This window comes from Pseudonocardia ailaonensis, assembly GCF_039531635.1.
Lineage (GTDB): Bacteria > Actinomycetota > Actinomycetes > Mycobacteriales > Pseudonocardiaceae > Pseudonocardia > Pseudonocardia ailaonensis.
This window is the reverse complement of sequence record NZ_BAAAQK010000015.1, coordinates 1-24534: the sequence shown is the minus strand read 5'-3', so window position 1 is coordinate 24534 and position 24534 is coordinate 1. Positions and strand designations below refer to the sequence as shown.

The window sequence follows — 24534 nt, the reverse complement described above, 5'->3', positions numbered from 1 at the left end:
CCGCCGAGCAGGCCGAGCGATCCATGCGACTGTTCGCCTCGGAGGTCCTCCCCCGCCTGCACGAGCTCGACGCCGTGCTGCCGGCCGACATGCAGGGATCCGAGGGCGGCACGTTCGACGCCGCCGACCAGCCCACCCAGCTCGGCCTCTGACCATTGTCCCTACCGCGGTCCATGGCGATCCTGGGCGTAAGCCGCGATCGCGGAGGGTGGCCGTGACTATCGATCGGTCCAGGTGCGCGGGAACCCGCAGTGGCCTCGACACTTCGGCCGGTAAGGCTTTGTCCCTGTTGAACGCGCTGGGTGGACCCCGTCCATCGATGGGGGTATCAGAACTCGCGGAAGCCGTGAACGTCCCGAAATCGACCGCACACCGGCTTCTGCTGGTACTCACGAAGAGCGGGTACGTACGCCGGTCGGGCGGGATGTACGCCTTGTCCACTCGGACATTCGAACTCGGCAACCAGGTGCCGTTCGCCCGCGCCAACGGCCTGCGCGACTGCGCGATGCCGATTCTGTCCGAGCTCTACGCCCAGACCGGCCACGTGGTGCATCTCGCAGTGCCGGACGGGCCCGCCGTACTGGTCATCGAGAAGCTGTACGGGCCGGAGTCGGTCCGGGTCGGTACCACGGTCGGGATGCGATGCCCCGGGAATGCGACAGCCCTGGGGAGAGCAATCCTCGCGTTTTCTGAGATCGAGCCCGGAGGCGCGACGCCGGCCCAATGCGACCGTCCGACAGCGTCGACCGTCGACATCGCCATGCTCGACACGACGCTCGAGCAGATTCGTCAGCGGGGGTACGCGACCGACTTCGGGGAGGCCTTTCTCGGGATCTCCTGTATCGCTGTGCCGATCGTCGACCGGCGGACCGGCCGGCCGGTGGCAGCCATGTCGCTGTCTGCGCGAGCGGAGGGTCGCTCGATCCTCCGCTATCGCGCCAGAATGCTCGACGCGGCCGAGCAGGTGTCCGATCATGTCGGCAGCGGCGAGGTCGCCTGAACGCCACTCTCGTGGGTTGACGACTCCCGCACCAGGCGACCCACCGCGCCGGGGAACGCAGCCCGTGAAGCGTCAAGTCCTCGAATCTCTGCGTCGAGCCACGGAACGGAGGACCAGCTCGACTCGTTCCACCGACCGTTCCACACATCGATCACTACCGTCCAAGAAGGCGGTCGGTCAAGTCCGCTGGCGTGGCGTGTGAAGGTGAGGACGTCTGCCCGGACGGTGTCGAGGTGCTGGGACACCTTCGGCAGCTGTCCGCGACAGCGTCGAGGACCCGGTCGAGCTGGGTGTGAACGCCGGCGGCGCCCGGCTGGTCGTATCCCGAGTGGAGCTGCGCCCGCACCCACGGCCACGACTTCGGGAGCGCCGCCATCAGGTTCACCGCGTAATTTGTGCGGCACCGCTGCCAGGCCGCCCCGGGCAGGGTGGCCCCGATCGCGGCGACCGGCCCCTCGTGGGCGTCGACCGGACGTCCCCGAGACCGACATCCTGCTGGCCGTCGCCCATGCCGCACCGCAACGCCGGGTGGTCACCATCAGCTATCGCGCCGCGGACGGCCACCCCAGCGAACGCACCTGAACCCTACGTCGTGGTCGCCCACGGCGGCCGCTGGTATGTCAACGGCGCCAACTCCGCCACCGGCGCGGGCCGGACCTCTCGGGTCGACCGCATTCGCAGCGCACGCCTGCTCCCCGAGGGCTTCCCCGCACCCAACTTGCGGGACCCGCGCGACCGCGTGCTGTCGGTGCTGGCGACCGCACCGCGGAGGCACACCGTGCGGGTCCTGGTGCACGCCGAACGCGACCGGCCCTCGTGTTCGACCGCTCCTCGCGCCCGCACCACAGCCCGAACACGACCCCCGAGCCGGTGGAACGGAAGATCGTGCACCTGCGTCTGAAGCAGCGCCCTACACGTCTACGCCACGGCCCTCACCAGGGCCGGGGTCGCACACCACCCTGGTGGACGCCACTGTCAGCCAGGACCTGCCAGCCATGGATGGCCGGCAGGTGAGGCCGGAGGAAGCACCGACCACCTGTCACTTTCGCACCACAGGGACCGTCCGAGATGGACTGGAATTTCACAACGGTGCAGGTCAGAGGTGGAGCGGGCGACGGGAATCGAACCCGCGTAGCTAGTGTGGAAGGTATCCAATCTTTACGGACTGAGACCTCTACCAGCACAAACGTGCACAGACCAGTGCTCACGAGTAGTCCCGGAGCACACCGCGCGACATCGTTTCGCACCCCATTTGATCCCCGAACGGCGCTGGTCGAGCACATCCACCAGCATCGCCATTGTCCGCGCCGCCATCCCCAGCGCGACCCGGTCCGGCACGACGTCGACCACCGGCTCGCCCATCGGCAGCGCCGCCGGAACCTCGAAGAGCGGGTGGTGCCCGCACCCCTGACACGGCTGCAGCAGGTCGCGCCCGTCCCAGACGTACACACGGCTCGGCGCCAGCCCGAGCGCCAGTTCGATCGGTGGGGATGGCTGCGGGGCGCGGTGCGAAGCGCCCGCCCTTTCCCCCGCGCCCGACTCCGCCCGGCGAGGCTCACGCTCCAGGGCGGCCCGAAGGGCCGTCAGCGAAGCTGACGCGAAGCACCCTGGAACGTGAGACCGGGCGGAGTAAGCGGCCCCACCCCGACAACACAGCCTGGCCGGCAGGCCGGACCGATCAGGCCGCGCTCGAGCAACAGCCGGCAACGTGGCGGCGAGATGAGCTGACCATCAACCCGAACGGGATCCTGATCACACACCACGTCCTTGTCGACTGGGCCGGGTCAGCGAGGAACGCCTCCGCAACGTCACATGCCACGTAGCCCGCCGGCACCAGAGAACCTGCGAATCGCCTGCGCCTACCCGTCCGCCGCCCTGCGTCTGCTCGGGGCGCGGTGCGCGTAGCTTCGGCTTCGGCCGTCGTCGGCACTGCGAGGTATCTGACACGATCGAACGGTGGGCAGGGCGGAGGAGGCGACGGGGACGGCGACCGTCGATGTGATCGTCGGCCGGGACCGTGAGCTGGAGAGGATGCGCGCGACGCTCGACGCCGCGCGGACCGGGCACCCGACGATCACGCTGCTGATCGGCGAGGCCGGGATCGGCAAGACCAGGCTGGCCGACGCGGCCGCCGCCATGGCCCGGGCCGACGGCAGCCGGGTCCTGCGCGGCGAGGCCGACCCGACGGGGCACCAGCCGATGGAGCTGTGGCGAGGCGTGGCCCGCGCGCTCGGGGTGGAGCCGTCGACCGACGAGTCGCTCCCCGCCGAGGTCCGCCGGTGGGACCATCTCGAGACGCTGGGCGACGCCCTGACCGCCTGCGCCCCTGCGCTCGTCGTGCTCGAGGACCTCCACTGGGCCGACGCGTCGGCCATCTGGGTGCTGGCGCAGCTCCCCCGCACCCTCGGCGATGCCGCGGTGTCGTTCGTGGCCACGAGTCGCGACCACGAGCCCGACATGCCGCGCCTCGACGGGCTGCGTCGGGTCTCCCGCGTGGTGCGGCTCGACGGACTCGACGTCGAGGCGGTCGGGCAACTCGCCGCGCTCGAGGCCACACAGGACGTCGACGCCGCCGACCTCCACGCCCGCACCGGCGGCAACCCTCTCTTCGTGCAGGAGCTGGTGCGTTCACCGGACGGCCGGGGCGTAATCGGCGAGGTCGTGGGGCGTGCCTTCGACCGGTTCGACGCGGACACGAGGGAGGCCCTGGCCCTCGCCGCAATGGCCGGCTCGGGCTGCCCGCTCGCCGTCCTGGCCGCGGCCGCATCCACCGCGCCGGACGCGCTCACCCGCCGGCTCGAGCCTGCGCTCGCGGTCGGTGTGCTCGACGAGGTCGGCCCGACCGGCGTCCGGTTCCACCACGCCCTGTTCGCCGACGCGGCCGGGAGCCTCGCCGAGCCGCACACGGTGCACGACCGGCTGGCTCACGCCTGGGATGCGGTCGCCGGGGTCGGCGCGCGGGCCGCGGCCGCGACCCACCGGCTCCGGTCGACGGACGGCGGGTCCGACGCCGCGGACTCCGTCGACAGAGCCGTCGCCGTGGCCGCCGACCTGGTGCTCGGTGGTGGGCAGGCCGAGGCCGCCGCCCTCCTCTGGGACGCCCGGGAAGCCGCCGCCGGGTGCGTCAGCGGCCTCCGGGCGCGGGTGGCCCTCGACCTGGCCGAGGTGCTCGGCTCGCTCGGCGACCTCGAGCAGGCGCTGGCGCTCTACCGGGAGGCGGCAGAGCTCGCTCGGGAGAGCGACGACCCGGTGGTGCGGGCCCGGGCCGAGATCGGCGCCGACCTCTGGGTGGCCGCCTTCGTGCCCGACCTGCCTCGGGTGCGGCGGCTGGAGCAGGCCCTCGCCGCCCTGCCGCCCGAGGAACGGCACCTGCGGGCGATGCTGCTCGGCCGGCTCACGACCGTCGGCGGGGCCGATCCGGATGCCGGCGAGCGGGTGCGGGCCTGGGCCGCCGAGGCGGTCGCCCTCGCCCGGACGACCGGCGATCCCGTGCTCGTCGCGCAGATGCTGGTCAACCAGATGATCGCCGCCGCAGGCCGCCCCGAGGTCGACGCCGGTGTGGCGCTCGGCGAGGAGGTGGTGCGCCTGGCCGAGCGGGCAGGCCGTGCGGACCTCGCCCTGGCCGGCCACCAGCGCACCGCCGGCTTCCACCTCAACCGCGGCGATCTGGCTGCCGCCACCCACTCGCTCGGCCGGGCCGAGGTGCTCGCGGCGGTGCTGCCGTCTCTGTCGTGGCGCCAGACCACGCTGATCTCGCGCACCACCCTCCTCGCCCTGAGCGGCAGCCGGTCGGCGGCGGTGGCGGCCATGGAGGACGCGGCCCGCGTCGGAGAGGGCAACACCGAACCGGTGGTGGTGCTCGGCGTGGAGGCGATGCACCGGGTGATGCTCGTCGACCTCTACCGCCGGCCCGACGCCCGCGCGGAGGAGCTGTACGAGATCACCTCCACGATGCTCGCCGACGTGCCCTCTCCGGTGTTCGGAGTGCAGAAGGGCTTCGGTGGATGGCTGTTCGGTGACCGGACCGCCGTCGAGGAGACGTTGCACCGCCACGGACCCGCTCCCGAGCGGCTGCTGCGGGTGATGACCGGCGACCATCTCCTGCGGGTCTTCGCCGACACGGTTGCCCGCGCCGGTGCCACCCATGACACCCCGGCGATCCGGTACGCCCCGGCCGCCTACCGGGCGCTGCTCCCCTACGCCGGACTGCTCAACGTCGGCGGCGGGCACAGCGCCGGGCTCCCCGTCGACGACGTGCTCGGTCGCCTCGCCGGCCTCGTCGGCGACCACGAGGCCGCCGTCCGCCACGCCCGCGACGCGGTGGCGACCGCCCGGGCCATGCCGTCACCGCCGCTCCTGGTCCACTGCCTCGACCACCTGGCCGAGGCGATCGAGAGGGCGGGGGCCGGAACGGACGATCCCGCGGCCCTGCGCGCGGAGGCCGCGTCCCTCGCCCTGGCGATCGGGGTCGAGCGTCCGAGCGGTGTCGGGGTCGCTGCGGGTCGACCGGCGTCGATGCGGCGGGACGGCCCCTCGTGGGTCCTCACCACCCCGATCGGCGCCGCCCGCCTGACCGACAGCAACGGCCTCGGCCAGCTCGCCCGCCTGCTGAGGACACCCACCGTGGAGGTCAGCGCGCTCGAGCTGGCCGGCCACCTCGGGACGCCGGCGGCGCCCGACCTCGGGCCGGGTCTCGACGCCCGCGCCAAGCGCGAGTACCGCCGGCGCCTGCACCACCTGCAGACCGAGATCGACGAGGCCGAAGCCGTCAGTGACCCGGTGCGCGGCGAACGGGCCCAGGTCGAGATGGACGCCCTGCTGCGGGAGCTGCGCAGGGCCGTCGGGATCGGCGGCCGCGACCGGCCGTCGGGATCGGCGGCCGAACGGGCCCGCATCAACGTGGCCCGCAGCATCCGTCGCGCCATCACCGCGATCGGCGACCAGGCGCCGCTGCTGGGCGCACACCTCGAGGAGTCGGTGCGTACGGGCGGGCACTGCCTCTACCTTCCGGGCCCCGACGCGTCGCTCTCCTGGACGGTCTCCACGAGCTGAGGCGCGGTCCCCGGCGGAACGATTCGTTCCACGACGGTGAACGCCTCCGTCATGTGGGTACGCGAAGAGGGGCCGGTCCGACGGGCGTGAGCCACATCGCCCTGGTGACGGCGGACCTCGACCGCTTCCGCTCGTTCTACGAGGACGTCCTGGGCCTGGAGACGACCCTGGTGGTGGGCGCCGGACGGGGCCACGCCCGCCAGGCGGTGGTCCACGCCGGCGACGCCATGCTCCAGGTCTTCGAGGTGCCCGGCTACGACCCCGGCGCCCACGGCTCCGGGGCCCCGATGTTCGAGCGGGGCCGCCTCGACCACTTCGGCTTCCGCGTGGCGGACGAGGCCGCCCTGGGCGCGCTGCGCGACCGGCTGGTCGCCGCCGGCGCCTCGAGCGGCGACATCCGTCGCCTGGGCCCGATGTTCTCGGTGCGCTTCCACGATCCGGAGGGGTTCGAGGGCGAGGTCAACTGCCTCGACCCCGCCTACGACCCGTCGTCGGTCCGCGAGCAGGACGAGATCGTCGACCCCGCCTGGTACCGGCGGACCCGACGGGCGCTCGGCGACCGTTCCCTACCCACCCCTCCCCCCACCACCTCCGAGAGGAACCGACCATGACGCCCACCCGACCCGCACGCCGACTCCCGGTGGCGCTGCTCGGCGCCGTCCTCGGTCTCGCCGTGGTCGGCACGGCGTGCTCGACACCCACGGCGAGCAGCGCGACCATCGCCGAGAACGTGGACATCGGTGGCGGCCGCACGGTCTACGTCGAGTGCCACGGCGAGGCCCGGAACGGTGCGCCGACCGTGCTGCTGATGTCCGGCAGCGGCACCGCGTCCGACCTCTGGCACGCACCCGAGCAAGAGGGCCCGAACGTCTACGACACCATCGGCGCTCAGACCCGGACCTGCACCCTCGACCGGCCCGGCGTCCAGTACCTGGACGGAGCGCCCAGCAGGAGCACGCCCGTCGCCCAACCCACCGGCCCGCAGGACGGCGCCCGCGACTGGGACTCGGTGATCGACGCCCTCGGCATGGAAGGCCCCTACGTCATCGCCGCCCACTCCTTCGCCGGCAACATCGCCCGGGTGTTCGCCGCCGAGCACCCCGACGAGGTGAAGGGCATCGTCTTCGTCGACGTGCTGTCCCCCGAGCTGCGGGCCTCGATGACCCCCGCCGAGTGGGCCGTCTGGGTGCCGGCCAACAACCGCACCCCGGAGCAGCTCGCCGCCTACCCCGACCTGGAGCGGCAGGACTTCGACGTGAGCCTCGACGAGGTCGTGGCCACGGAGGCGAAGGTGCCGCCGTCACCGAAGCCGGTCGTCGTGCTACAAGCCAGCGTGAAGTTCGACCAGCTCGTGCCCCAGTACCTCGACGAGGGCTTCCTGCCGGCGTGGGTGCCGCGCGACTTCGGCCAGGTCATCGACCGCACCAACGCCACCGCCCAGACGAAGCTGGCCTCCGAGTACCCGGGGTCGAAGCACATCACCGACACCAACGCGGGCCACAACATCATGATCGACAGCGGCCCCATCGTGATCAAGGCCATCGAGGACGTCCTCGCCGCCGTGGAGGCCGGCCGAACGACGGCGAGCTGAGAACGTCGTGCACTCGCCGCGCGAGCGACGACGGCCGGCTCACCCGAGCGTCCGGCCTGCGCGAGGAGGCGCTCCCCGAACAGAACCGGGCCATGGCGGGAAGTTGGTCACCGGAGAGCCTCACCGCGATCGACCGCGGACGAGTTCCACATCGCACCACCGCGGCCCGACGGGAGTCTCGGCCGAGCCGTGCCGGCCTGGGTCGTCCGCGTCGGAGCAGGCGTCTTCGTCCGGACCTGGCACCGCACCTGCTGCGGAGCGACGCCGAGATCCGCGCGCCGGCGTCGACAGGGCGCAGCGCCTGGGCCGCCCTCGAGTCCGCCTAGGAGTCCGCGCTCTCGCTCGAGGACCGGACGCCGGGCACCGAGTCGTCATCCGAGTCCGGCGCGTCCGCGGCGGAGTAGCCGTCCGCGCCGGCAGCGACCTCGTCCCGTTCCGCGCGGTCGTCCTCGCGGCCCGTGTGCCGACCGGCGGGATGGCGGCCCGAGGGGCCCGTCTCCACGCGTAGCCCGTAGTGGGCGGACAGCTCCGCCACCTGGTGGGGGGACAGGGTCGCGCCGGCGGCCGGCGGGGCGGTGCGCAGCTCCTCCTCCGTGTACGGAACGAGCAGGGCCTCGCCGTCGACCCGGCCGCCCGCCAGCGGCAACGGGGACGTGCGCCGACCCGCCCGGTCGAGCACCACCCACTCCGGGACACCGCTCGTGTCGCCGGCGAGGAGGGCGTCGACGGTGCCGAACGCCTCTCCGCCGGTGCCGAGCACGGTCAGGCCCACCAGGTCGTCGGGAGCGGATGCGGTCGCCTCGATGGTCATACGGGAGGGCTTCCCGTCCGGGACGGGGTGAACCCCGTCCCGAGTCAGTCCGTCGGCTCCGAACCGCTTCGCTCTTCGGTCTCGGCGTCCCCGCCGTCGTCACGGTCCTGGTCGACGGTGTGGCCGAGCACCTTCTCCTCGGCGCGGTCGACGGCCTCCTCGGTCTCCTGCGGCCCTTCGGGATGTGTCATGTCCGGGACGTACCCACGACGCGGTGTCCCGAACACGGCGTCAGGCGCGCCGTTCGGCGCCCGTCTCACCTGCGAAGCCCTCGTCCTGGCCGGCCACGCGGCCGACGAACGTGCCGGACTCCCCGACGCCGGTGGTCGAGGCGCTGTCCCCGTGCTCGGTGGGGCGGCCGCCGGTCTCCCGGGTGCGGGCGGTGCCCGGATCCGGCCGCACGTCGTCCTCCGCGGTCCGCGGCTTGCCGAACAGGGCACGCAGTCGTTCGAACATTCCCGGCGGGTACCCGGAGCCACCGGCCCGAACCGCGGCCCGAGAGAACCACCACGCGTCGCCGGACAGTGCATCCTTCGCGCCGCAGCGGGTACCGCGGCCGGTACCGGTTTCCGATCGACAGAAGTGGATCACCCATGAAGGCACTGGTGTACAACGGCCCGCGCGACGTCTCCGTCGAGGAGGTCCCGGATGCCCGGATCGAGGCGCCGACCGACGCTGTCGTCCGCATCACCACCACCAACATCTGTGGCTCCGACCTCCACATGTACGAGGGCCGCACCGACGTCGAGCAGGGCAAGGTGCTCGGCCACGAGAACATGGGCGTGGTCGAGGCGGTGGGCGACGCCGTCGGGAACGTGCGGGTCGGCGACCGGGTGTCACTCCCGTTCAACGTGGCCTGCGGGACCTGCGGCAACTGCGAGAAGGGCCTCACGGCGTTCTGCCTGCGGGCCAACCCGGGCCAGGCCGGCGCGGCATACGGCTACGCCTCCATGGGCCCGTACCGCGGTGGCCAGGCCGAGTACCTGCGTGTGCCGTGGGCTGACTTCAACTGCCTGACGCTGCCCGAGGGCACCGAGCGAGAGCTGGACTACACGATGCTCTCGGACATCTTCCCGACCGGGTGGCACGGCGTGGCCCTGTCGAAGATGCAGCCCGGTGAGACGATCGCGATCTGGGGCGCCGGCCCGGTGGGGCTGCTCGCCGCGCATTCCGCCCAGATCATGGGCGCATCCCGGGTGTTCGTCGTCGACCAGCAGCCGGACCGGCTCACGCTCGCCGAGCAGATCGGTGCGATCCCCGTCGATCGTTCGGCCGGCGAGGCCGTCGAGCAGCTCGCGGACCTGACCGGCGGCGGCCCGGACCGCGGCGTCGACGCCGTCGGGTACCAGGCCCACGGACCCGACGGGAAGGAGCAGCCCGAGATCGTCCTGAACGACCTGGTGGCTGCCGTGAAGCCGACCGGCGGGATCGGCGTCGTGGGGGTCTACCTGCCGCAGGATCCGGGCGCGGAGAACGAGCTGGCCAAGGAGGGCAAGCTCGCCTTCGACTACGGCACGTTCTTCTTCAAGGGCCAGAGCATGGGGACCGGCCAGTGCAACACCAAGGCCTACAACGCCCGGCTGCGCGACCTGATCACCGAGGGCCGGGCGAACCCCGGGTTCCTGGTCTCCCACGAGCTCCCGCTCGACCGGGCGCCGCAGGGCTACGAGCGCTTCGACAACCGGGAGGACGGTTGGACCAAGGTCGTCCTGCACCCCGCGGCCTGATACGGAGGGTTGACCTGCCCCGATCGGGGTAACGGACCGGGCCGACCCGGCCGTTCTCAGGAGGTCCCGACTTGTCGACCCGAACGCCGGAGCGCCCCGTCCCACCCGATCTCGCCGCCGTGCTCGGGCCGTTCATCGCCTGGCTGGCGACGCGGGAGGCGGACGAGTTCCTCCGCCGCCGGCACCGTGCCGTCGTCGAGAAGTACCTCCGCTGGGTGCAGATCGACCGCGCCGGGATCGGGACCCGGCGCCAGCGGTTCGAGGACCGCTTCTCACCCGGCCACCGCGACGGGATCCGCGCCGCCTCGACCTGTTCGCCGAGCACCGGGCGATCCTCGCGGCGACCCGGATCGACGGGGGCGACTGAAGATCAGCCGGGGGCGCGCTCCGGCTGTCTCTCGGGCACGACCTCGCGATGGACCCGCTCGACAGCACCGGCGATCACCGGCCACCCGAACCGGGCTTGCACCCGGTCACGCCCGGCGATCCCGAAGGCCGCCATCAGCGGTCCCTCGCTCAGCAGCATGCGCACCGTCCGGGCCAGGTCCACCGGGCTCGCCGGAGCGACCAGCAGTCCGGTCGAGAACTCGACGACGTGCTCGGGCAGCAGGCCCACGGACGAGGCCACCACCGGTCGTCCGCACGCCATGGCCTCCAGCACCTCGAGGCCGGCCCCGGCCCGGTGGGGCACGTGGACGACGACGTCCGCCGAGCGGAGCAGGGCGGGCAGGTGGGCGCGCGGGACCCGGCCGAGCAACCGCACCCGCCGCTCCACCCCGGCGTGGGCGGCCAGGTGCCGCAGTCGGGCGAGATCAGGGTCCGCGTCCGGGTCGACCGCGGGATCGTCGGTCGCGGGCCCGCCCGCCACCAGCAGCTCGGCGCGCGGCACCCGGGCCAGCGCCGCGATCAGGTCGTCGGTGCCTGAGCCCGCGCCGATATCGCCGACGCTGAGCAGTCGGGGGTGGTCGGCACGCTGCAGCGCGGGGCCGTCGACCGCGAAGCCGTCGGCGTCGACGCCGGGTGGGATCACCCGGATCGACTCGCGCGGAGCGCCGAGTGCACGGCCCGCAGCGACGTTCTGCTCCCCCGGCACGATCAGCCGCGCGCACCGCTGCGCGACGAACCGGGCGAGCTGCCGGGGCAGTCCGTCCGGCAGGCCCGACACCACGACCGGGATCCCTTGCTCCGCAGCGGATCCGAGAGCCGCGGCCGCCGCCGTCCAGGCGTTCGCGTGGACGAGGTCGGTGTCATGCGCCCGGAAGCGTCGGGTCAGGAGTTCGGCCGTCTCCCGGCCCGGGTCGCCCGTCGGGCCGTCCACGGCGACCGAGTGCCCGAGTGCCTCCAGCGCCCTGGCCAAGGCGTCGATCCGGTCCGGGCCCTCCGGCCCGTCCCACAGCATCTCGGTACGCACGGCGTTCCTCGTCTCGTCGGTCCGTGCGCCTCACCGGATCGGGCCGGTTCAAACCTCCCCGGCCGGATCCGGCGGCTCGCCGGACAGGTCGTGGCGCAGGCGGGCGAGGGTTCGGCTCAGCAGGCGCGACACGTGCATCTGCGAGATCCCGGTCTCCTCCGCGATCCGGCTCTGGCTCATGTCCCCGTAGAAGCGCAGCAGCACGATCCGGCGTTCCCGCTCGGGCAGCCGGGCCAGCGCCGGGCGCAGGTCGTGCACGTCCTCGACGAGGGCGAGCCGGTCGTCGGGCATGCCGAGCCGCTCCCCCTCCGACGGGGCGTCGTCCGGGCCCCTGCTGTCGAGGGTCGCCGCGTGGTGGTTCTCCTCCGCCTGCAGGGTCTCCAGGATCTGCTCCACGTCGACGCCGAGCCGGCGGGCGAGCTCGCTGGGCCTCGGCGCCCGGCCGAGCTCCTGCGTCATCGGCCCCGTGACTCGCCGGACCGCGACCGAGAACTCCTTGAGCCGCCGCGGGACGCGCATGCTCCAGGACTGGTCCCGGAAGTAGCGCAGTACCTCCCCGCGCACGCACGGGACGAGATAGCCGAGGAAGTCCCCGCGCGCCCGGTCCGGGTCCCACCGGTCCACCGCGTGGACGACGGCCAGTGCCGCGATCTGCTGCAGATCCTCCCGCGAACCCCAACCCCGGCCCGCGTGCCGGCCCGCGATCCGCGCACCGACCGGGAGGAAGCGGGTGATGAGCTCATCGCGTAGCTGCGCCCGCTCGGGATCGTCCGCGGGCAGGGACGCCATCCGGGACAGCCGTGGGAGCTCGTCGGCGAACTCGCTGGGCTCGCGCCGGCGGGTGACGAGATCGGGTGCGCTCATGCGCCTCCTCCGTGCGGGACGGAGAGGCGTCCAGTTACACCTCGGACGGATCCGGTGCCACGATCCGACGTCGGCGACCCTATCGCGACCTGGACGGACCGGCAGCACGAGAGCGCAGCGCCACCGGGCGGGACGTCAGCGACACCCTGGTCCCGGTCGGCGACGGGACGACGTCGAGCTGCGACGTCACGGCCGCGACGAGGGCGAGCCCGTTTCCCCGGCCTGCGCAGGCGGTGGCGACGCGCCAGCGCCCGTCATCGCTGACCTCGACCCGAGCCGTGACCAGCCCGTCCGCACCGCGTTCGCAGACGACGGTCACCGAGATCCGGCCGATCGTCTCGCCGGGATGGGCATGATCGATGCTGTTGCCCACGATCTCACCGATCGCGAACAGGAGCGGCTCGGCGTCGTCCTGCGGCCGGCCCGCGGAGGACAGCCAGACGGCGACCGCGCGGCGGAGCACCCCGAGCAGCCAGGACTCGGCGGGGATGACGATGTCCAGGCGTCCGGGAACGCCGTCCCACCCGCGACCACCCTGTTCGCCTGCAGCCCCCACCATGCCTCCTCGGCGGAAGCACTACCCCTCGGGACTACACCTACTCCTACATCACCGGCGCGTCCCCGAGCCGCCCCATGACGAGGCGGCGGGCTCCGCACACGGCGCCGGAGGACTGGCGATCCGGGCGTGGAGAGAGGACCGTCTTCACGATGCCCCACCCGGCGCCACGCCCACCAGACGGATCCCGTCGGCTCTGGAACTGCCGGCGCGCCGGATAGCGTCTCGTCCTGTCGGGCGAGTTCGATCTCCTGGCGCTGGCCGGCCTGACGGACTCGTTGCGGGCGATGGCCGGGGAGCCCGGGGCCGTGGAGATCGACCTCGACGACGTGACGTTCCTCGATGTCGGCTGCGCCCGGGCGATCGAGGAGTACCGCCCGGCCGCGGCCGGGCGTGGCCGGAGCGTCCGGGTGACGGGAGCGGAGGTGCTTACCGCCCAGATCCTCGCCGCCGTCCGGCAGCGGATCCCGGACGACGGCGAGTGGTCCGGCTGCCGGGCCGGGCCGGACACCAGGCGGGTCTGAGCCCGAAACGACCCCCCGACTGTCGACCCGCCAGTCGCAGGACTTGCCCGGCCACGGGTCGAGCGGCACCGTGGACCGCGGTGATCAGGGGGAGGAGCCGGGATGCCGATCGACGACGAGGCCGACCGACGGATCGGCGAGGCCGGGCTCGTGCGGGAGACCTTCGACGCCTTCCCGACGCCGATCGCCGTCCTCGGTGGACCGCCGGAGTTCCCGTTCGTCGCCGTCAACGCCGCCTACCGGGCCCTCACCGGCCGCACCGACTTCATCGGCGGGCCGATGCGTGAGGTCTTCGACGACCTTGCGGGACAACGGATCTACGAGTCGATCGAGGCGGCCGCCGAGACCGGCGAGACGCAGTTGATGCGGGAGTGGCGCATCCACCTGGAGACGCCGGAGGGGCCACTCGAGTTCTTCCTGGACTGTGACATCGTGCCCAGCGGCGCCCCGGACGGCACGGTCCGGACGATCGCCTGCTATCTCACGATCGTCACCGACCGGGTCCTGGAACGCCGCGCCGCGCGGGAGCAGGTGGCCGCGGCCGAGCGCCGGTACGAGCAGGCCCGCGACGTCATCGCCGAGCTGCAACGCGAGCTGCTCCCCGCCGGGCTGCCGGTCCTGCCCGGTGCCCGGATCGCGGCCAGCTACCTGTTGGCCGACAACGACTCCGCGGCGGGCGGGGACTGGTTCGACGCCCTCCCCCTCCCCGACGGCCGGGTCGCGCTCGTGGTCGGCGACGTCGTCGGGCACGGGGTCGCCGCCTCCGCCGCGATGGGCCAGCTCCGCGCCGTCCTCGGCGAGCGGCTGCGCACGGGCGGGTCCGTCGACGAGGCCCTCGCCGCCGGCGACGCACTCGCGTCCCGGCTGCGGGGCGCCCGCGCGGCCACCGTCTGTCTCGCGCTCCTCGATCCCGAGGACGGCACGCTCACCTACAGCACCGCGGGCCACCCACCGCCGCTCGTGGTCCCGGCCCACGGCGAACCCCGGTTCCTTCAGGCCACGGGCGCCGGGCCGCTGGGAGTCGGATCTGGCCTCGCCGTCTCGTCCGCACAGCTGGACGTCGGCGACGTCGTGCTGCTCTACACCGACGGCATCCTCGAACGCCCGGGGCGCCCGATCGCCGCCAGCACCGTCGAGCTCGCCCAGGTCGCGGCCGACTCCGTGGCCGGGCGCTCCCTGCGCTTCGGGGAGACCTCCCCGGTGGAGCGCGCCTGCACACACACCCTCGAGCTCCTCGTGCGGGAGACCGGCCACGACGACGACATCACGCTCCTCGCAGCCCAGCGGGTCGCCGCCCCCGCGCCGTTCGCGGAGGCGTGGCCGGCCGAGGTCTCCGCGGTCCCCCGCTCCCGAGCGGCGATCAGTGGATGGCTCGCCGACGCGGGCGTCGACGGCCAGGAGGCTCTCGGCGTCCAGCACGCCGTCGGCGAGCTCGTCACCAACGCGGTCGAGCACGCCTATCCGGCGGGCGCGACCGGCGAGATCCGGGTGCGCCTCGACCTGACCGCGGAGGGCCTGCTCCTGGCCGAGGTCACCGACGGAGGCCGCTGGCGCGAGGCCTCCACGGACCCGCGGGAGACGTTCGGGAGGGGCCGGGGCCTGGCCATGAGCCGCGAGCTGGCGGACACCCTGCTGGTCGACCGGGCCCCCACCGGCACGACGGTGACGGTCACCCTCACCCCGATGCGCCCGGCCCGGCTGCTCACCGCCGGCGAGATCGCCGCCGGATCCCGGCCGGCGGCGTCCCCGCCGGGCGAGGAGCTGTTCCTCGTGCTCGACCAGCCCGGCGGCGACGGGGCCGCCCGGATCCGGGTCGACGGGCCCGTCGACATCACCACCGCCGCCTCGCTGCACGCCGAGCTTCGCCGCCGCACCCAGGGCGGCAGCCGTGCCCTCACGGTGGATCTCACCGGCGTGACCCATCTGGCCAGCGCGGGGGTCGCCGTGCTGTACCAGGCGGGCCTGGACGCGGGGCCGGACGCGCCGCTCGACCTCGTCGCCCCCGTCGACAGTCCCGCGGGCTACGTCCTCGACCTCGTCGCGCTCCCCCACCGCACCCGCGAGACCGGATGACCCCGGCAGCCCTTGCGGGGTGTGCGGGACACGGACACTGTGGGACGCAGTCTGCGGAGGAGGAGACGTGACCGAGCCCGACGGTCCCGACAGTGGGGTCGCCGCCGCGGCGGCGCACCTGGCGGAGCTCGCCCGCGACATGGCGGTGGAACGGGACGAGCGCCTGATCGTCCGCTCCGTCGTCGATGCCGCCGTGCGCGAGGTTCCCGGGGCCGAGTTCGCCGGGATCACGGTGATCGAGCAGGAGGGGGCCTGGACCCCCGCTGCCACCGACGACCTCGTCTCCAAGGTCGACGTCCTCCAGTACGAGACCGGGCAGGGCCCCTGCCTCGAGGCGGCCGACCAGGCGCGCACGGTCCGCTCGAACGACCTCACCACGGATCCGCGCTGGCCCCGGTTCGCCGACACCGCCTCGCAGTTCGGCGTGCGGTCGGTCCTGGCGTTCCCGCTGTTCACCGAGGCGAGCACCCTCGGCGCGCTCAACATCTATGCGCGGTCCCCGCATGCGTTCGACACGGAGTCCGAGCGCATCGGGTTCCTGCTCGCCGCCCACGCCGCCGCGGCGATCGTCCCCACGCGCAACCGCGCCCACCTCCTGATCGCCCTCGACAGCCGCGACCTCATCGGCCAGGCCAAGGGCATCCTCATGGAGCGCTACAAGATCGACGCGGTTCGGGCGTTCGCCCTCCTCACCACCGCCTCCCAGCGCTTCAACGTCAAGCTGCACGCCGTCGCGCGGCACCTCACCGACACCGGGGAGCTGGTCAGCCGCCCCGACTCACCCCCCGACTGACCCCGCCCTTGAGTCGGGCGCCCGCACCCGGGTGACGAAGCCCTCTCCGGGTACCCCGCCCCCATGCCCACAGTTGCCGAGACCCTCGTGACCGCCCTCGCCGACCACGGCGTCCGGACCGTCTGGGGCGTCGTCGGCGACGCCCTCAACCCCGTGACGAACGCCATCCGCACCGAGGACCGCATCGAGTGGATCGGGGTCCGACACGAGGAGGCGGGCGCCTTCGCCGCCGGCGCCCAGGCCCAGCTCACCGGCCGCCTCGCCGTGTGCGCGGGGACCGTCGGTCCCGGATCCGTGCACCTGCTCAACGGGCTCTACGACGCCAAGAAGTCCCACGCGCCCGTCCTCGCGATCTGCGGCCAGGTCCCCCTCGCCGAGCTCGGCAGCGACTACTTCCAGGAGGTCGACAACGATCTCCTCTTCCGCGATGTCGCCGTGTTCACCCGCACCGTCACCAGCCCCGAGCAGCTCCCCTACCTGCTGGAGATGGCCGTCAACGCCGCCAACCAGCACCAGGGCGTCGCCGTGCTGACCCTGCCCGGCGACCTCGGCGACCAGAAGGTCCCCGACGACGTCGTGCCCCGCTTCGTCGACCACCATCCGGCGACCACCCCGGCACCCGACCTCCTGCGCGCCGCCGCCGAGCGGATCGACGCCGCGGAGAAGGTGACGATGCTGGTCGGGCGCGGGGCGAGGGAGGCCCGGGAGGAGATCCTGGCGACCGCGCACCATCTCGGCGCGCCGATGGTGCTCACGCTCAAGGCCAAGGAGGGCTTGGAGGGCGCCAACCCGTTCCAGGTCGGCCAGTCCGGGCTGATCGGCAACCCGGCCGCCCAGCAGGCCTTCGACGACTGCGACATGCTCCTCATGGTGGGCACCGACTTCCCGTACCGGGAGTGGTTCCCGAGCGGAAAGGCCGTGATCCAGATCGACGCTCGCGGGGAGCACATCGGCCGCCGCACGCACGTCGATCTCGGGCTCGTCGGCGACTCCGGCGCCACCCTCGCCGCGCTGCGGCCGCTGCTCGGCGCCGCCAAGGGCCGCGACCATCTCGACGCCTGCCGAAGCCATTTCGAGCGATGGGTCGACGGGCAGCGAAAGCTCGCCGATCCCGCGTACGACCACCAGCGGCTCGGCGCGATCCGGAAGGTCTTCGACAACCCGCAGCACCTGATCCGGCCCGAGCAGCTCGCGGCCACACTGGACCGTCACGCCACCGAGGACGCCGTGTTCACATCCGACACCGGCATGGCGACGGTCTGGCTCTCCCGTTTCGTCGAGATGCGCGGCGGGCGGCGTCTGCTCGGCTCCTACAACCTCGGCTCGATGGCCAACGCGATGCCGCAGGCGCTGGGCGCGGCCGCGCTGGACCGGTCCCGGCAGGTCGTGGCCTGCTGCGGCGACGGCGGCCTGACGATGCTGATGGGCGACCTGATCACCGCCGTCACCTATGACCTGCCGGTCAAGCTGGTGGTCTTCGACAACTCCCGCCTCGGCATGGTGAAGCTCGAACAGGAGCAGGCCGGGCTGCCCGAACACGGCACGGTGCTGCAGAACCCCGACCTCGCCGCCGTCGCCCGCGCCTGCGGCCTACACGGGGTCCGGGTGGAGAAGGCCGACGAGCTCGACGACGCCGTCGCCGCCGCCCTCGCCCACCCGGGCCCCGTGCTGCTCGACGTGGTCACCAACCCGGACGAGATCTCGCTGCCGCCCAAGACCTCGGTCTCGCAGGCCTGGGGCTTCGCCGTCGCCAAGCTCACCGAGACCGTGCAGTCCGCCCGCGCCTAGCCAGGCTCAATGCCGCTGCCCGCCGTCAGGATGGGTCCCGTGTGTCCAGAACCGACCGGGGGTACGCGACCCTGTATGAGCACCGTCGACGCCCTCCTCGGACCCGCGCCGGCGTTCCCCGTCGGGGATCGGGGTGTTCCAGCCGGTGCCGAAACCCAAGGCCGGCAAGAACCGGCTGCACCTCGATCTCGCCCCGGCCACCGGCACCCAGCGCGCCGAGATCGACCGGCTCGTCGCGCTGGGTGCCACGCCGACGGCGCCACGGTGCGGGTCCTCGTCGTCCACGCCCGCGAGGACCTGGAGATCGCCCGCGGCGCCCGTCGTGCCCTGGCCCGCTAGCTGCCGATCGCCCCGACCGCACGGGCGATGATGATCAGGGTGATGAGCAGCGCAGCCGTCGACTGGGTGGACATCAACAGCTTCGCCCGGGAGCTCAGCGGCATGGTGTCCGTCGGGCTGAACGCGCTGGAGTTCGTGACCGACAGGTAGAGGTAGTCGACGAACACCGGGACCCAGCCCGACCGTCCGCTCGCGCTCGCCGCGACCTCGACCACGGAGTCGTCGTTCTCGTCCTGGGAGAAGCGCCAGTCCGCCGGGGCGAGGTCCCGGCGCCGGCGCCGGGCTCGGGCGACCGGACCGCCCCGGTCGAGCTCCCAGTAGACCAGCGCGAACCCGATCACGTTCGTCGTCCAGACCTGCATGGCGGCCAGCAGCAGCCGGCCGGGATCCGTGGCCTGCCCGCCGACGAGGCCCACGACCAGCAGCACGAGCACGGCGAGATTGGACAGCACCACCACCAGCGCGAGCCCGAGCGACAGCCGGCGCGAGAGCCCCGACTCGTTGGTGACACGTCGGGGGTCCGTGATCAGCAGCGCGACCAGCAGAGCGGCCTCGAGCGCCGGGATCCCGAACCGCGGCCCGAGCTGCAACGGATCGGGCAACAGCGCGTAGAGGGCGATCGCGACCACCACGGCGGCGGTCGGGGGCAGCCGCGCCTCGGACCCGCCCCCGCGCCGCGGCTCACCGGCGGCATGGGCCGGCGACCGTTCGTCCGGATCGGATCCCGGCACGCGCATCCCTCCCTGTGCCCAGACCGGCCTGGCCGAGCGGGTCCGGCTCACCTCGCTCGACCGACGCGCGCTCTTCAGGGGGACGCCCGCGGCACAACGCGATCGGCGTCAGCCGAGCGGTGCCGTCAACTCGATGTTGATGTCGTCCGGGTCCTGGAACGACAGGATCGCCATCCCCGCGGCCGCCAGCTCGATGATCTCGCCGTGCGTGATCCCCGCGCCGTCGAGCGCCGCGGCCGCCGCCTCGAGGTCCGCCTGCCTCGCCACCGAGAAGCTGAGGTGATCGAGACCCGTGTGCGTGGAGTCGAAGCCCTCCGAGCCGACGGGGCGCAGCCCGAACAACGTCCCCTGCGGGGTCTCGTAGACCGTGCCGCCGAAGAACCGCTCTGGGGAGTCGGTGACCCCCGGCTCGTCGACGTGGCCCGATTCGTCGATCGCGACCGGCCACCCGAAGACGCTGTCGTAGAAGGACTTCGACCGGGCGATGTCCACCACCGTCAGCCGGACGTGCGCGAAACCAGAGCTGTTCACCAATGCCATGGCGGCCGGGTACCCGTTCGCCGGAGGTCCACCCGGGGCGGGCGGTGGCGCCTGCGCAAACCGGCGGCGCCCGCGCATGGCCGCAGCGAGCCGGGGCACCCGGGGCTCACCGATTCCCGCCCCGTCGCGCTCGTCACCGGTGCGAGCCGCGGCCTCGGCTTCCTGATCGCCCGAGAGCTCGCCGACCGCGGACACGACCTGATCCTCGTCGCCCGTGACGGCCTGGATCCGGCGCGCACCGAGCTGGAAGCGCTCGGGTCCCGGGTGGTCACCATCGCCGCGGACGTCGGCCGCCCGGAGACCGCTGGCATGGTGGTGGCGACGGCGGAACGCGAGTTCGGCCGGCTCGACGTGCTCGTCGCGAACGCGGGCATCATCCAGGTCGGCCCGAGCCCGACCTCCGCGTCGAGGACTACGCGCAGCCGATGGACGTCATGTTCTGGGGGCTGGCCCGCCCCGCCCTGGCCGCGCTGCCTCTCCTCACCCGCACCGGCGGGCGGATCCTCGCGGTGACCTCGGTGGGCGGCAAACTCCCCGCCCCGCACCTGCTCCCCTACGGCGCCGCCAAACACGCCGCCGTCGGGTTCGCCGAGGGCCTGCGACTCTCGAGGCCGGGAGGCGAGGTGTGTCGGTCACCGTCGGCGTACCGGGGCTGATGCGGACCGGCTCGTCACGCAACGCGCTCGTCACCGGCGACACCACCAAGGAACGCTCGTGGTTCACCGTCGGCGCGTCCCCCCTGTGGTGTCGATGGACGCCGAACGCGCGGCGCGGCGACTGGTGCGGGCCACCCTGCGCGGCACCCCGGAGATCATCCTGACGCCGCTGGCGAAGATCGGGACGCGGGTCCACGCGCTCGCGCCGTCGACCACCCTCCGCCTGCTCACCCTGGTCGAACGGACCCTGCCGGCCCCGACCGGCGAGAGCGGACCGCCGCGCCCGGCCCGCACCGCACCGCTGCGCGGCTGGGTGCGGCGAGTGACCGAGCTCGACCGGGCAGCGGCCCGGCGTTGGCACGAACACTCGGATCCGGCGCCCGACCCGGACGCCGGCCGCTGAGTCGGCGGTTCGACCGGAGCGGGGGCCCGGGCCCCTCGACACCGCGCCGGTGCCGAGGTGTGGCGGGCGCCGGGTCGGGCACCCGCCGTCGGCGGCGATCGGCGGCCCGTCACTGCGACCCCCGGCGGTGCAGCTGGGTCTCGTCGAGGTCGAGATCTTGGCTGAGCGAGACCATCGTGGCCCGGGAGATCTCACCGTCGTCGTGCAGCCTGCGCAGCGTGTCGCGCTCGACCTCGAGCAGCCTCAGCCGCAGGGACGCCAGGTCTAGCGACCGTTCCGCGGGGCGGGGCTCGAGGCGCTCCTGCAGGTGGTCGCGGCGCAGCTCCAGGACCTGGCGGATCTCGTCCGACCCAGCCGGGACCGGCTCGTCGCGCTGGGCGATGTCGTCGAGCTCGCGCAGCGCCGCGTCCACCGCCGCCCGCCGTGCCCGGACCGCCTCCGTGCGTTCCTCGGTGTCGCGTCCGAGCCGCAACACCCTCACCAGCCACGGCAGGGGCACGGTCTGCCCGACCAGGGTCACCAGCACCACGACGACGGTCAGGAACTGCAGCAGCTCCCGGTGCGGGAACGGGGCCCCCACCGCGGTGACCAGCGGCAGGGACAGCACCACCGCCAGCGATACCGCACCCCGCGGGCCGCACCAGCCGACCAGCGCCCGCTCCCGCCAGGACATGGCCGCCTCCTCCCCGCCGTGGACCGGGAGGAGCCGCACGACCAGCCCGAACGCGATCCCGCCACCGACCTCGACCAGCAGGGCCAGCCCGATCGTCCCCGCGGACGTGCTCGCCCCGACCGCCCCCACCGCGACCGCGAACACCGTCAGCCCCACGCCGTCGTTGACCAGCCCGCCCCTCGGACTCCAGCACCGTCACCAGCCTCCGCGGCACCCCGAGCCGGTCCAGCACCGGACCGGCCGCGACCGGGTCCGGAGGGGCGACCGCGGCCCCGAACGCGAGCGCCACCGCCCACCCGACCTCCGGGAACACCACCAGGAGGGCCGCCCCCACCACGGCCGCGCTCGCGACGACCAGCCCGACCGCCTGGCCCACAACGGGAAAGAGATTACGCAGCGTCTCTCGCGGGTCGCTGAAGAACCCGGCGTAGTAGATCAGCGGCGGCAGGAACAGCAGCAGGACCAGATCGGGCGAGAGGCGCACCTCCGCGACGGCGGGCACGAACGCCGCCCCGATCCCGAGCACCACGTAGACGGCGGCGTCGGGCAGGCCGGTGCGCCCGCTGAGCAGGCGTCCAGCCACCACGCCGGCCGCCAGGACGACGACCACGAGCAGCACCTGGGTGGGCACCCTCCCCGGTACCCGCTGGACCAGCTCCTCACGCGGACGCACCGCGTCCGGCGGAACACGGAGTCGTCGGGCACCGCCACGAGGCCCCACGACCCGGCGGCGAACAACGCCGCGCCGTCCACAGAACCACGGGTACGGGGCGCCGCACCGGGTACCCGCCCCCGACGAAAGGAGACACCATGGCTGCACTGACCGGAAAGCGGATCGCGATCCTGGCCACCGACGGCGTCGAGGAGGTCGAGCTGACCAGCCCCCGGACCGCCGTACTGGGCGAGGGCGCCACCGTCGACGTGGTCTCGACCTCCCCCGAGGCGATCCAGTCGATGACCTCCGACATCGTGCCGAGCGCCACCTATCCGGTGGACCGGGTCGCGGCGGACGTGTCTGCCGACGACTACGACGCGCTGATCCTCCCCGGCGGCACCGTGAACGCCGACCGGCTCCGGCTCGACCCGGACGTCCGCAGACTCGTGACCGACGCGATGACCGCGGGCAAGCCGGTCGCGGCGGTCTGTCACGCCCCGTGGACCCTCGTCGAGGCCGGGCTCGTCGAGGGGCGGACCCTCACCTCGTTCCCGAGCCTGCGCACCGACATCGGCAACGCCGGTGGCACCCCCGTCGACCGGGAGGTCGTCGTCGACGGCAACCTGATCACCAGCCGCAGCCCCGACGACCTGCCGGCCTTCTGCACCATGATCATCCGGGAGTTCGCCCGAACGTAGGAGCAGGGCGCTGGCACCGGGTCGTCCGACGTCCACGGGTCGACCGCTCGGCACCTGAAAGGGCGATGTCAGCCCAGAGCCGGGACGAGGGACTCCTGCAGCTCCGGAACGGACTCGAAGACCTCGCGGGCGCCCGCGGCGCGGAGCTCGTCGGCCGAGAACCCACCCGTGCGCAGCCCGTACCCGGGCCACCCCGCCCGGCCGGCCGCCTCGAAGTCCCACACCGAGTCACCGACGACCACGGCGCGGCTGCCGCCGACGCGCGCGAGAGCCGCCCCGAGCAGGTCGGGTTCGGGTTTGGTGCGGTCGACGTCCTCGCTGGTGGTCCACGCGTTGGCCAGTTCCCGGCCGTCGAACAGGTCGAGGTAGACCTCGACGTGCTCCGGGGCGCCCGAGCTCGCGAGCACGACCTTCGGTCCGGCCCCCCGGATCCCGGCAAGGAGTTCGCGCACCCCGCCGAACGCGCGGACCTCGCCGAGCTGAGGTTCGAACTCCTCGGCCCACGCCGCGCGGACGTCGTCGCCGTGCTCGTCCTCGAACCGGGCTCCCGCCACGGCGGGCACGAGCTGGTCCCCACCCATCCCGATCGCCCGGTGCAGCCGCCAGACCGGGAGCTCCACGTCGAACCGCAGGAAAGCCCGGTACCAGCTCAAGGCGTGCTGGTAGTTGGTGTCGACCAGGGTGCCGTCGACATCGAGGATCACCGTGTCGATTCGTTCCGCCATGGGCGCCGGATACCCGCTACCCGTCGCCCAACCTCCGGCGCACCGCTCGCGTCGCCTCGCCGACGTGAAGCGAAGGCCTGTGGAAGCGGTGTACGCCCCACAGGCCGAGTCGCCGGACGATGTGCTCGCCGACCGTGCGGAGGTTCTCCATCACGCCTTCCCCGGGTACTGCTGTGCGCCGAGCAGGCGTGCGAGGTGGGCGGCGTTCGCGGCCAGGGTGGCGGTGGTGGTGGCGACGGCGTCGGGCGTGCGGTCGAGGTCCTTGTAGTCGACGCCCTGCATCGCCTCGCCGTTCCAGTACACCGAGCCCTGGGCCGGGACGGTGAAGCCGGCGTCGTTCAGTCCCTGGAAGACATCGGCCACGATCTTGTGGGCCCCGTCCTCGTTCCCGACGACGGCCACGACCGCGACCTTGCCGAAGGTCAGCGGCCGGCCCTCGTCGTCGGTCTCGGAGAGCTCCGCGTCGATCCGCTCCAGGACCCGTTGGGCCACGCTGCTCGGGTGTCCCATCCAGGTCGGGGTGGCCAGCAGCAGGATGTCCGCGGCCAGCAGCCGCCGGCGGATCGCGGGCCACTCGTCGCCGGGCCCCATGTCCGCCTCGACACCGGGCCGGACGTCGTGGTCCACCACCCGGACCGAGTCACCCGTGACGTCGTGCTTCCCCAGCGCCGCCAGGACCTCGTCGATCATCTTCTGGGTGCTCGACCCGGCGGGCGACGGGCTCAGGGTGCAGTTCAGCGCCAGTGCGGTCAACATCCCGACCCGATACCCGCGCCCGTGTGCACCAAACGGCTCCGCTCGTCGGTTCACACCGGCCGCTCGCGGGGTAGCCGCCGTGGATGACGAGCTTCGGCTACACCCTGATGACCGAGCAGCGCGGACCGCGGGACCTCGTGGCCGACGCGGTCGGGGCGGAGCGCGCGG

Annotated in this window: 24 protein-coding genes and 5 pseudogenes; 16 read left to right on the top strand and 13 right to left on the bottom strand. The window is 73.3% G+C overall.

What is annotated here, in order from left to right; all coding sequences use genetic code 11:
- Positions 1-208: 208 nt before the first annotated feature.
- Together ABD324_RS37340 and ABD324_RS21145 are read left to right on the top strand one after the other, a co-directional pair.
- Positions 209-406 (top strand): annotated as a pseudogene (locus ABD324_RS37340) (helix-turn-helix domain-containing protein); the annotation flags it as partial.
- Between the two features lie 18 nt (positions 407-424).
- Positions 425-1000 carry an IclR family transcriptional regulator gene (locus ABD324_RS21145; RefSeq protein ID WP_344419733.1) on the top strand — a complete coding sequence of 192 codons (576 nt, stop codon included), beginning with the start codon at positions 425-427 and terminating at the stop codon, positions 998-1000.
- Here ABD324_RS21145 and ABD324_RS21140 read toward each other — a convergent pair.
- Positions 973-1466 (bottom strand): annotated as a pseudogene (locus ABD324_RS21140) (transposase); the annotation flags it as partial. The gene ABD324_RS21145 and the pseudogene ABD324_RS21140 sit on opposite strands and share 28 nt — an antisense overlap.
- 42 nt (positions 1467-1508) lie before the next feature.
- Between ABD324_RS21140 and ABD324_RS37335 the strand changes: the two are divergent.
- From ABD324_RS37335 to ABD324_RS37330, 5 genes and pseudogenes are all read left to right on the top strand, one after another.
- Complete coding sequence (locus ABD324_RS37335; protein WP_425565876.1) at positions 1509-1901, top strand: WYL domain-containing protein; 393 nt, start codon at positions 1509-1511, stop codon at positions 1899-1901.
- A 1055-nt stretch (positions 1902-2956) separates the two neighbouring features.
- Positions 2957-6052: an AAA family ATPase gene (locus ABD324_RS21135; RefSeq protein ID WP_344419730.1), complete on the top strand. Its 3096-nt coding sequence runs from the start codon at positions 2957-2959 to the stop codon at positions 6050-6052.
- A gap of 86 nt (positions 6053-6138) precedes the next feature.
- Positions 6139-6663 carry a VOC family protein gene (locus ABD324_RS21130; RefSeq protein ID WP_344419727.1) on the top strand — a complete coding sequence of 175 codons (525 nt, stop codon included), beginning with the start codon at positions 6139-6141 and terminating at the stop codon, positions 6661-6663.
- Entirely contained in the window at positions 6660-7643 is a 984-nt protein-coding gene (locus ABD324_RS21125) for an alpha/beta fold hydrolase (RefSeq protein WP_344419724.1), read from the top strand. Before ABD324_RS21130 ends, ABD324_RS21125 begins: the two co-directional genes overlap by 4 nt.
- Before the next feature lie 144 nt (positions 7644-7787).
- Positions 7788-7883: pseudogene (locus ABD324_RS37330) on the top strand (DUF2255 family protein); the annotation flags it as partial.
- Positions 7884-7965: 82 nt separating this feature from the next.
- On the opposite strand, the gene ABD324_RS21120 reads toward ABD324_RS37330, so the two are convergent.
- The 3 genes from ABD324_RS21120 to ABD324_RS21110 are packed head-to-tail and all read right to left on the bottom strand — an operon-like array spanning position 7966 to position 8910.
- Entirely contained in the window at positions 7966-8454 is a 489-nt protein-coding gene (locus tag ABD324_RS21120) for a PRC-barrel domain-containing protein (protein ID WP_344419721.1), read from the bottom strand.
- Positions 8455-8498: 44 nt separating this feature from the next.
- Positions 8499-8645, bottom strand: a complete 147-nt coding sequence (locus ABD324_RS21115; RefSeq protein WP_344419718.1) for a hypothetical protein — start codon at positions 8643-8645, stop codon at positions 8499-8501.
- 40 nt (positions 8646-8685) lie between these two features.
- A complete protein-coding gene (locus tag ABD324_RS21110; protein ID WP_344419715.1) occupies positions 8686-8910 on the bottom strand; it encodes a hypothetical protein in 225 nt (74 codons plus the stop codon).
- Between the two features lie 137 nt (positions 8911-9047).
- Between ABD324_RS21110 and ABD324_RS21105 the strand changes: the two genes are divergently transcribed.
- Positions 9048-10181: a glutathione-independent formaldehyde dehydrogenase gene (locus tag ABD324_RS21105; protein WP_344419712.1), complete on the top strand. Its 1134-nt coding sequence runs from the start codon at positions 9048-9050 to the stop codon at positions 10179-10181.
- Positions 10182-10551: 370 nt separating this feature from the next.
- Here the strand turns inward: ABD324_RS21105 and ABD324_RS21100 are convergent, their stop codons facing one another.
- The 3 genes from ABD324_RS21100 to ABD324_RS21090 form a co-directional block, all read right to left on the bottom strand.
- Complete coding sequence (locus ABD324_RS21100; RefSeq protein ID WP_344419709.1) at positions 10552-11592, bottom strand: glycosyltransferase family 4 protein; 1041 nt, start codon at positions 11590-11592, stop codon at positions 10552-10554.
- Positions 11593-11640: 48 nt separating this feature from the next.
- Positions 11641-12456 (bottom strand): sigma-70 family RNA polymerase sigma factor, encoded by an 816-nt coding sequence (locus tag ABD324_RS21095; RefSeq protein WP_344419706.1) that lies wholly within the window; start codon positions 12454-12456, stop codon positions 11641-11643.
- Positions 12457-12535: 79 nt separating this feature from the next.
- Positions 12536-13015 (bottom strand): ATP-binding protein, encoded by a 480-nt coding sequence (locus ABD324_RS21090; protein WP_344419703.1) that lies wholly within the window; start codon positions 13013-13015, stop codon positions 12536-12538.
- A 227-nt stretch (positions 13016-13242) separates the two neighbouring features.
- Here ABD324_RS21090 and ABD324_RS21085 point away from each other — a divergent pair, with 227 nt between their 5' ends.
- The 5 genes from ABD324_RS21085 to ABD324_RS21065 all read left to right on the top strand — a co-directional run bounded on the left by ABD324_RS21085 (position 13243) and on the right by ABD324_RS21065 (position 18560).
- Positions 13243-13536 carry an STAS domain-containing protein gene (locus ABD324_RS21085; protein ID WP_344419736.1) on the top strand — a complete coding sequence of 98 codons (294 nt, stop codon included), beginning with the start codon at positions 13243-13245 and terminating at the stop codon, positions 13534-13536.
- 102 nt (positions 13537-13638) lie between these two features.
- Positions 13639-15609: a SpoIIE family protein phosphatase gene (locus ABD324_RS21080; RefSeq protein WP_344419700.1), complete on the top strand. Its 1971-nt coding sequence runs from the start codon at positions 13639-13641 to the stop codon at positions 15607-15609.
- A 67-nt stretch (positions 15610-15676) separates the two neighbouring features.
- Positions 15677-16402, top strand: a complete 726-nt coding sequence (locus ABD324_RS21075; RefSeq protein ID WP_344419697.1) for a GAF and ANTAR domain-containing protein — start codon at positions 15677-15679, stop codon at positions 16400-16402.
- Positions 16403-16465: 63 nt separating this feature from the next.
- Entirely contained in the window at positions 16466-18190 is a 1725-nt protein-coding gene (locus ABD324_RS21070; protein ID WP_344419694.1) for a thiamine pyrophosphate-dependent enzyme, read from the top strand.
- 133 nt (positions 18191-18323) lie between these two features.
- On the top strand, positions 18324-18560 hold the full coding sequence (locus ABD324_RS21065) for a VOC family protein (RefSeq protein WP_425565875.1): 237 nt from the start codon (positions 18324-18326) through the stop codon (positions 18558-18560).
- On the opposite strand, the gene ABD324_RS21060 is transcribed toward ABD324_RS21065, so the two are convergent.
- Positions 18526-19260: a hypothetical protein gene (locus tag ABD324_RS21060; RefSeq protein WP_344419691.1), complete on the bottom strand. Its 735-nt coding sequence runs from the start codon at positions 19258-19260 to the stop codon at positions 18526-18528. The genes ABD324_RS21065 and ABD324_RS21060 overlap by 35 nt on opposite strands.
- 108 nt (positions 19261-19368) lie before the next feature.
- Positions 19369-19800, bottom strand: coding sequence for a VOC family protein (locus ABD324_RS21055; RefSeq protein ID WP_344419688.1), 432 nt, complete (start codon positions 19798-19800; stop codon positions 19369-19371).
- Between ABD324_RS21055 and ABD324_RS37325 the strand changes: the two are divergent.
- Together ABD324_RS37325 and ABD324_RS21045 are read left to right on the top strand one after the other, a co-directional pair.
- Positions 19768-20456: pseudogene (locus ABD324_RS37325) on the top strand (SDR family NAD(P)-dependent oxidoreductase). The gene ABD324_RS21055 and the pseudogene ABD324_RS37325 sit on opposite strands and share 33 nt — an antisense overlap.
- 94 nt (positions 20457-20550) lie before the next feature.
- Positions 20551-20859, top strand: a complete 309-nt coding sequence (locus ABD324_RS21045; RefSeq protein WP_344419685.1) for a hypothetical protein — start codon at positions 20551-20553, stop codon at positions 20857-20859.
- Between the two features lie 109 nt (positions 20860-20968).
- On the opposite strand, the gene ABD324_RS21040 is transcribed toward ABD324_RS21045, so the two are convergent.
- Both ABD324_RS21040 and ABD324_RS37320 read right to left on the bottom strand, forming a co-directional pair.
- The gene (locus ABD324_RS21040; protein ID WP_344419682.1) at positions 20969-21688 is read right to left on the bottom strand and encodes a cation:proton antiporter domain-containing protein; all 720 of its coding nucleotides are present in this window, start codon (positions 21686-21688) and stop codon (positions 20969-20971) included.
- A 34-nt stretch (positions 21689-21722) separates the two neighbouring features.
- Positions 21723-22115, bottom strand: a pseudogene (locus ABD324_RS37320) (cation:proton antiporter domain-containing protein); the annotation flags it as partial.
- 227 nt (positions 22116-22342) lie between these two features.
- Here ABD324_RS37320 and ABD324_RS21035 point away from each other — a divergent pair.
- A complete protein-coding gene (locus ABD324_RS21035; protein WP_344419679.1) occupies positions 22343-22885 on the top strand; it encodes a type 1 glutamine amidotransferase domain-containing protein in 543 nt (180 codons plus the stop codon).
- 68 nt (positions 22886-22953) lie between these two features.
- Here the strand turns inward: ABD324_RS21035 and ABD324_RS21030 are convergent, their stop codons facing one another.
- Together ABD324_RS21030 and ABD324_RS21025 are read right to left on the bottom strand one after the other, a co-directional pair.
- On the bottom strand, positions 22954-23610 hold the full coding sequence (locus tag ABD324_RS21030) for an HAD family hydrolase (protein ID WP_344419676.1): 657 nt from the start codon (positions 23608-23610) through the stop codon (positions 22954-22956).
- A 150-nt stretch (positions 23611-23760) separates the two neighbouring features.
- Entirely contained in the window at positions 23761-24366 is a 606-nt protein-coding gene (locus tag ABD324_RS21025; protein WP_344419673.1) for an NAD(P)H-dependent oxidoreductase, read from the bottom strand.
- Positions 24367-24534: the final 168 nt, after the last annotated feature.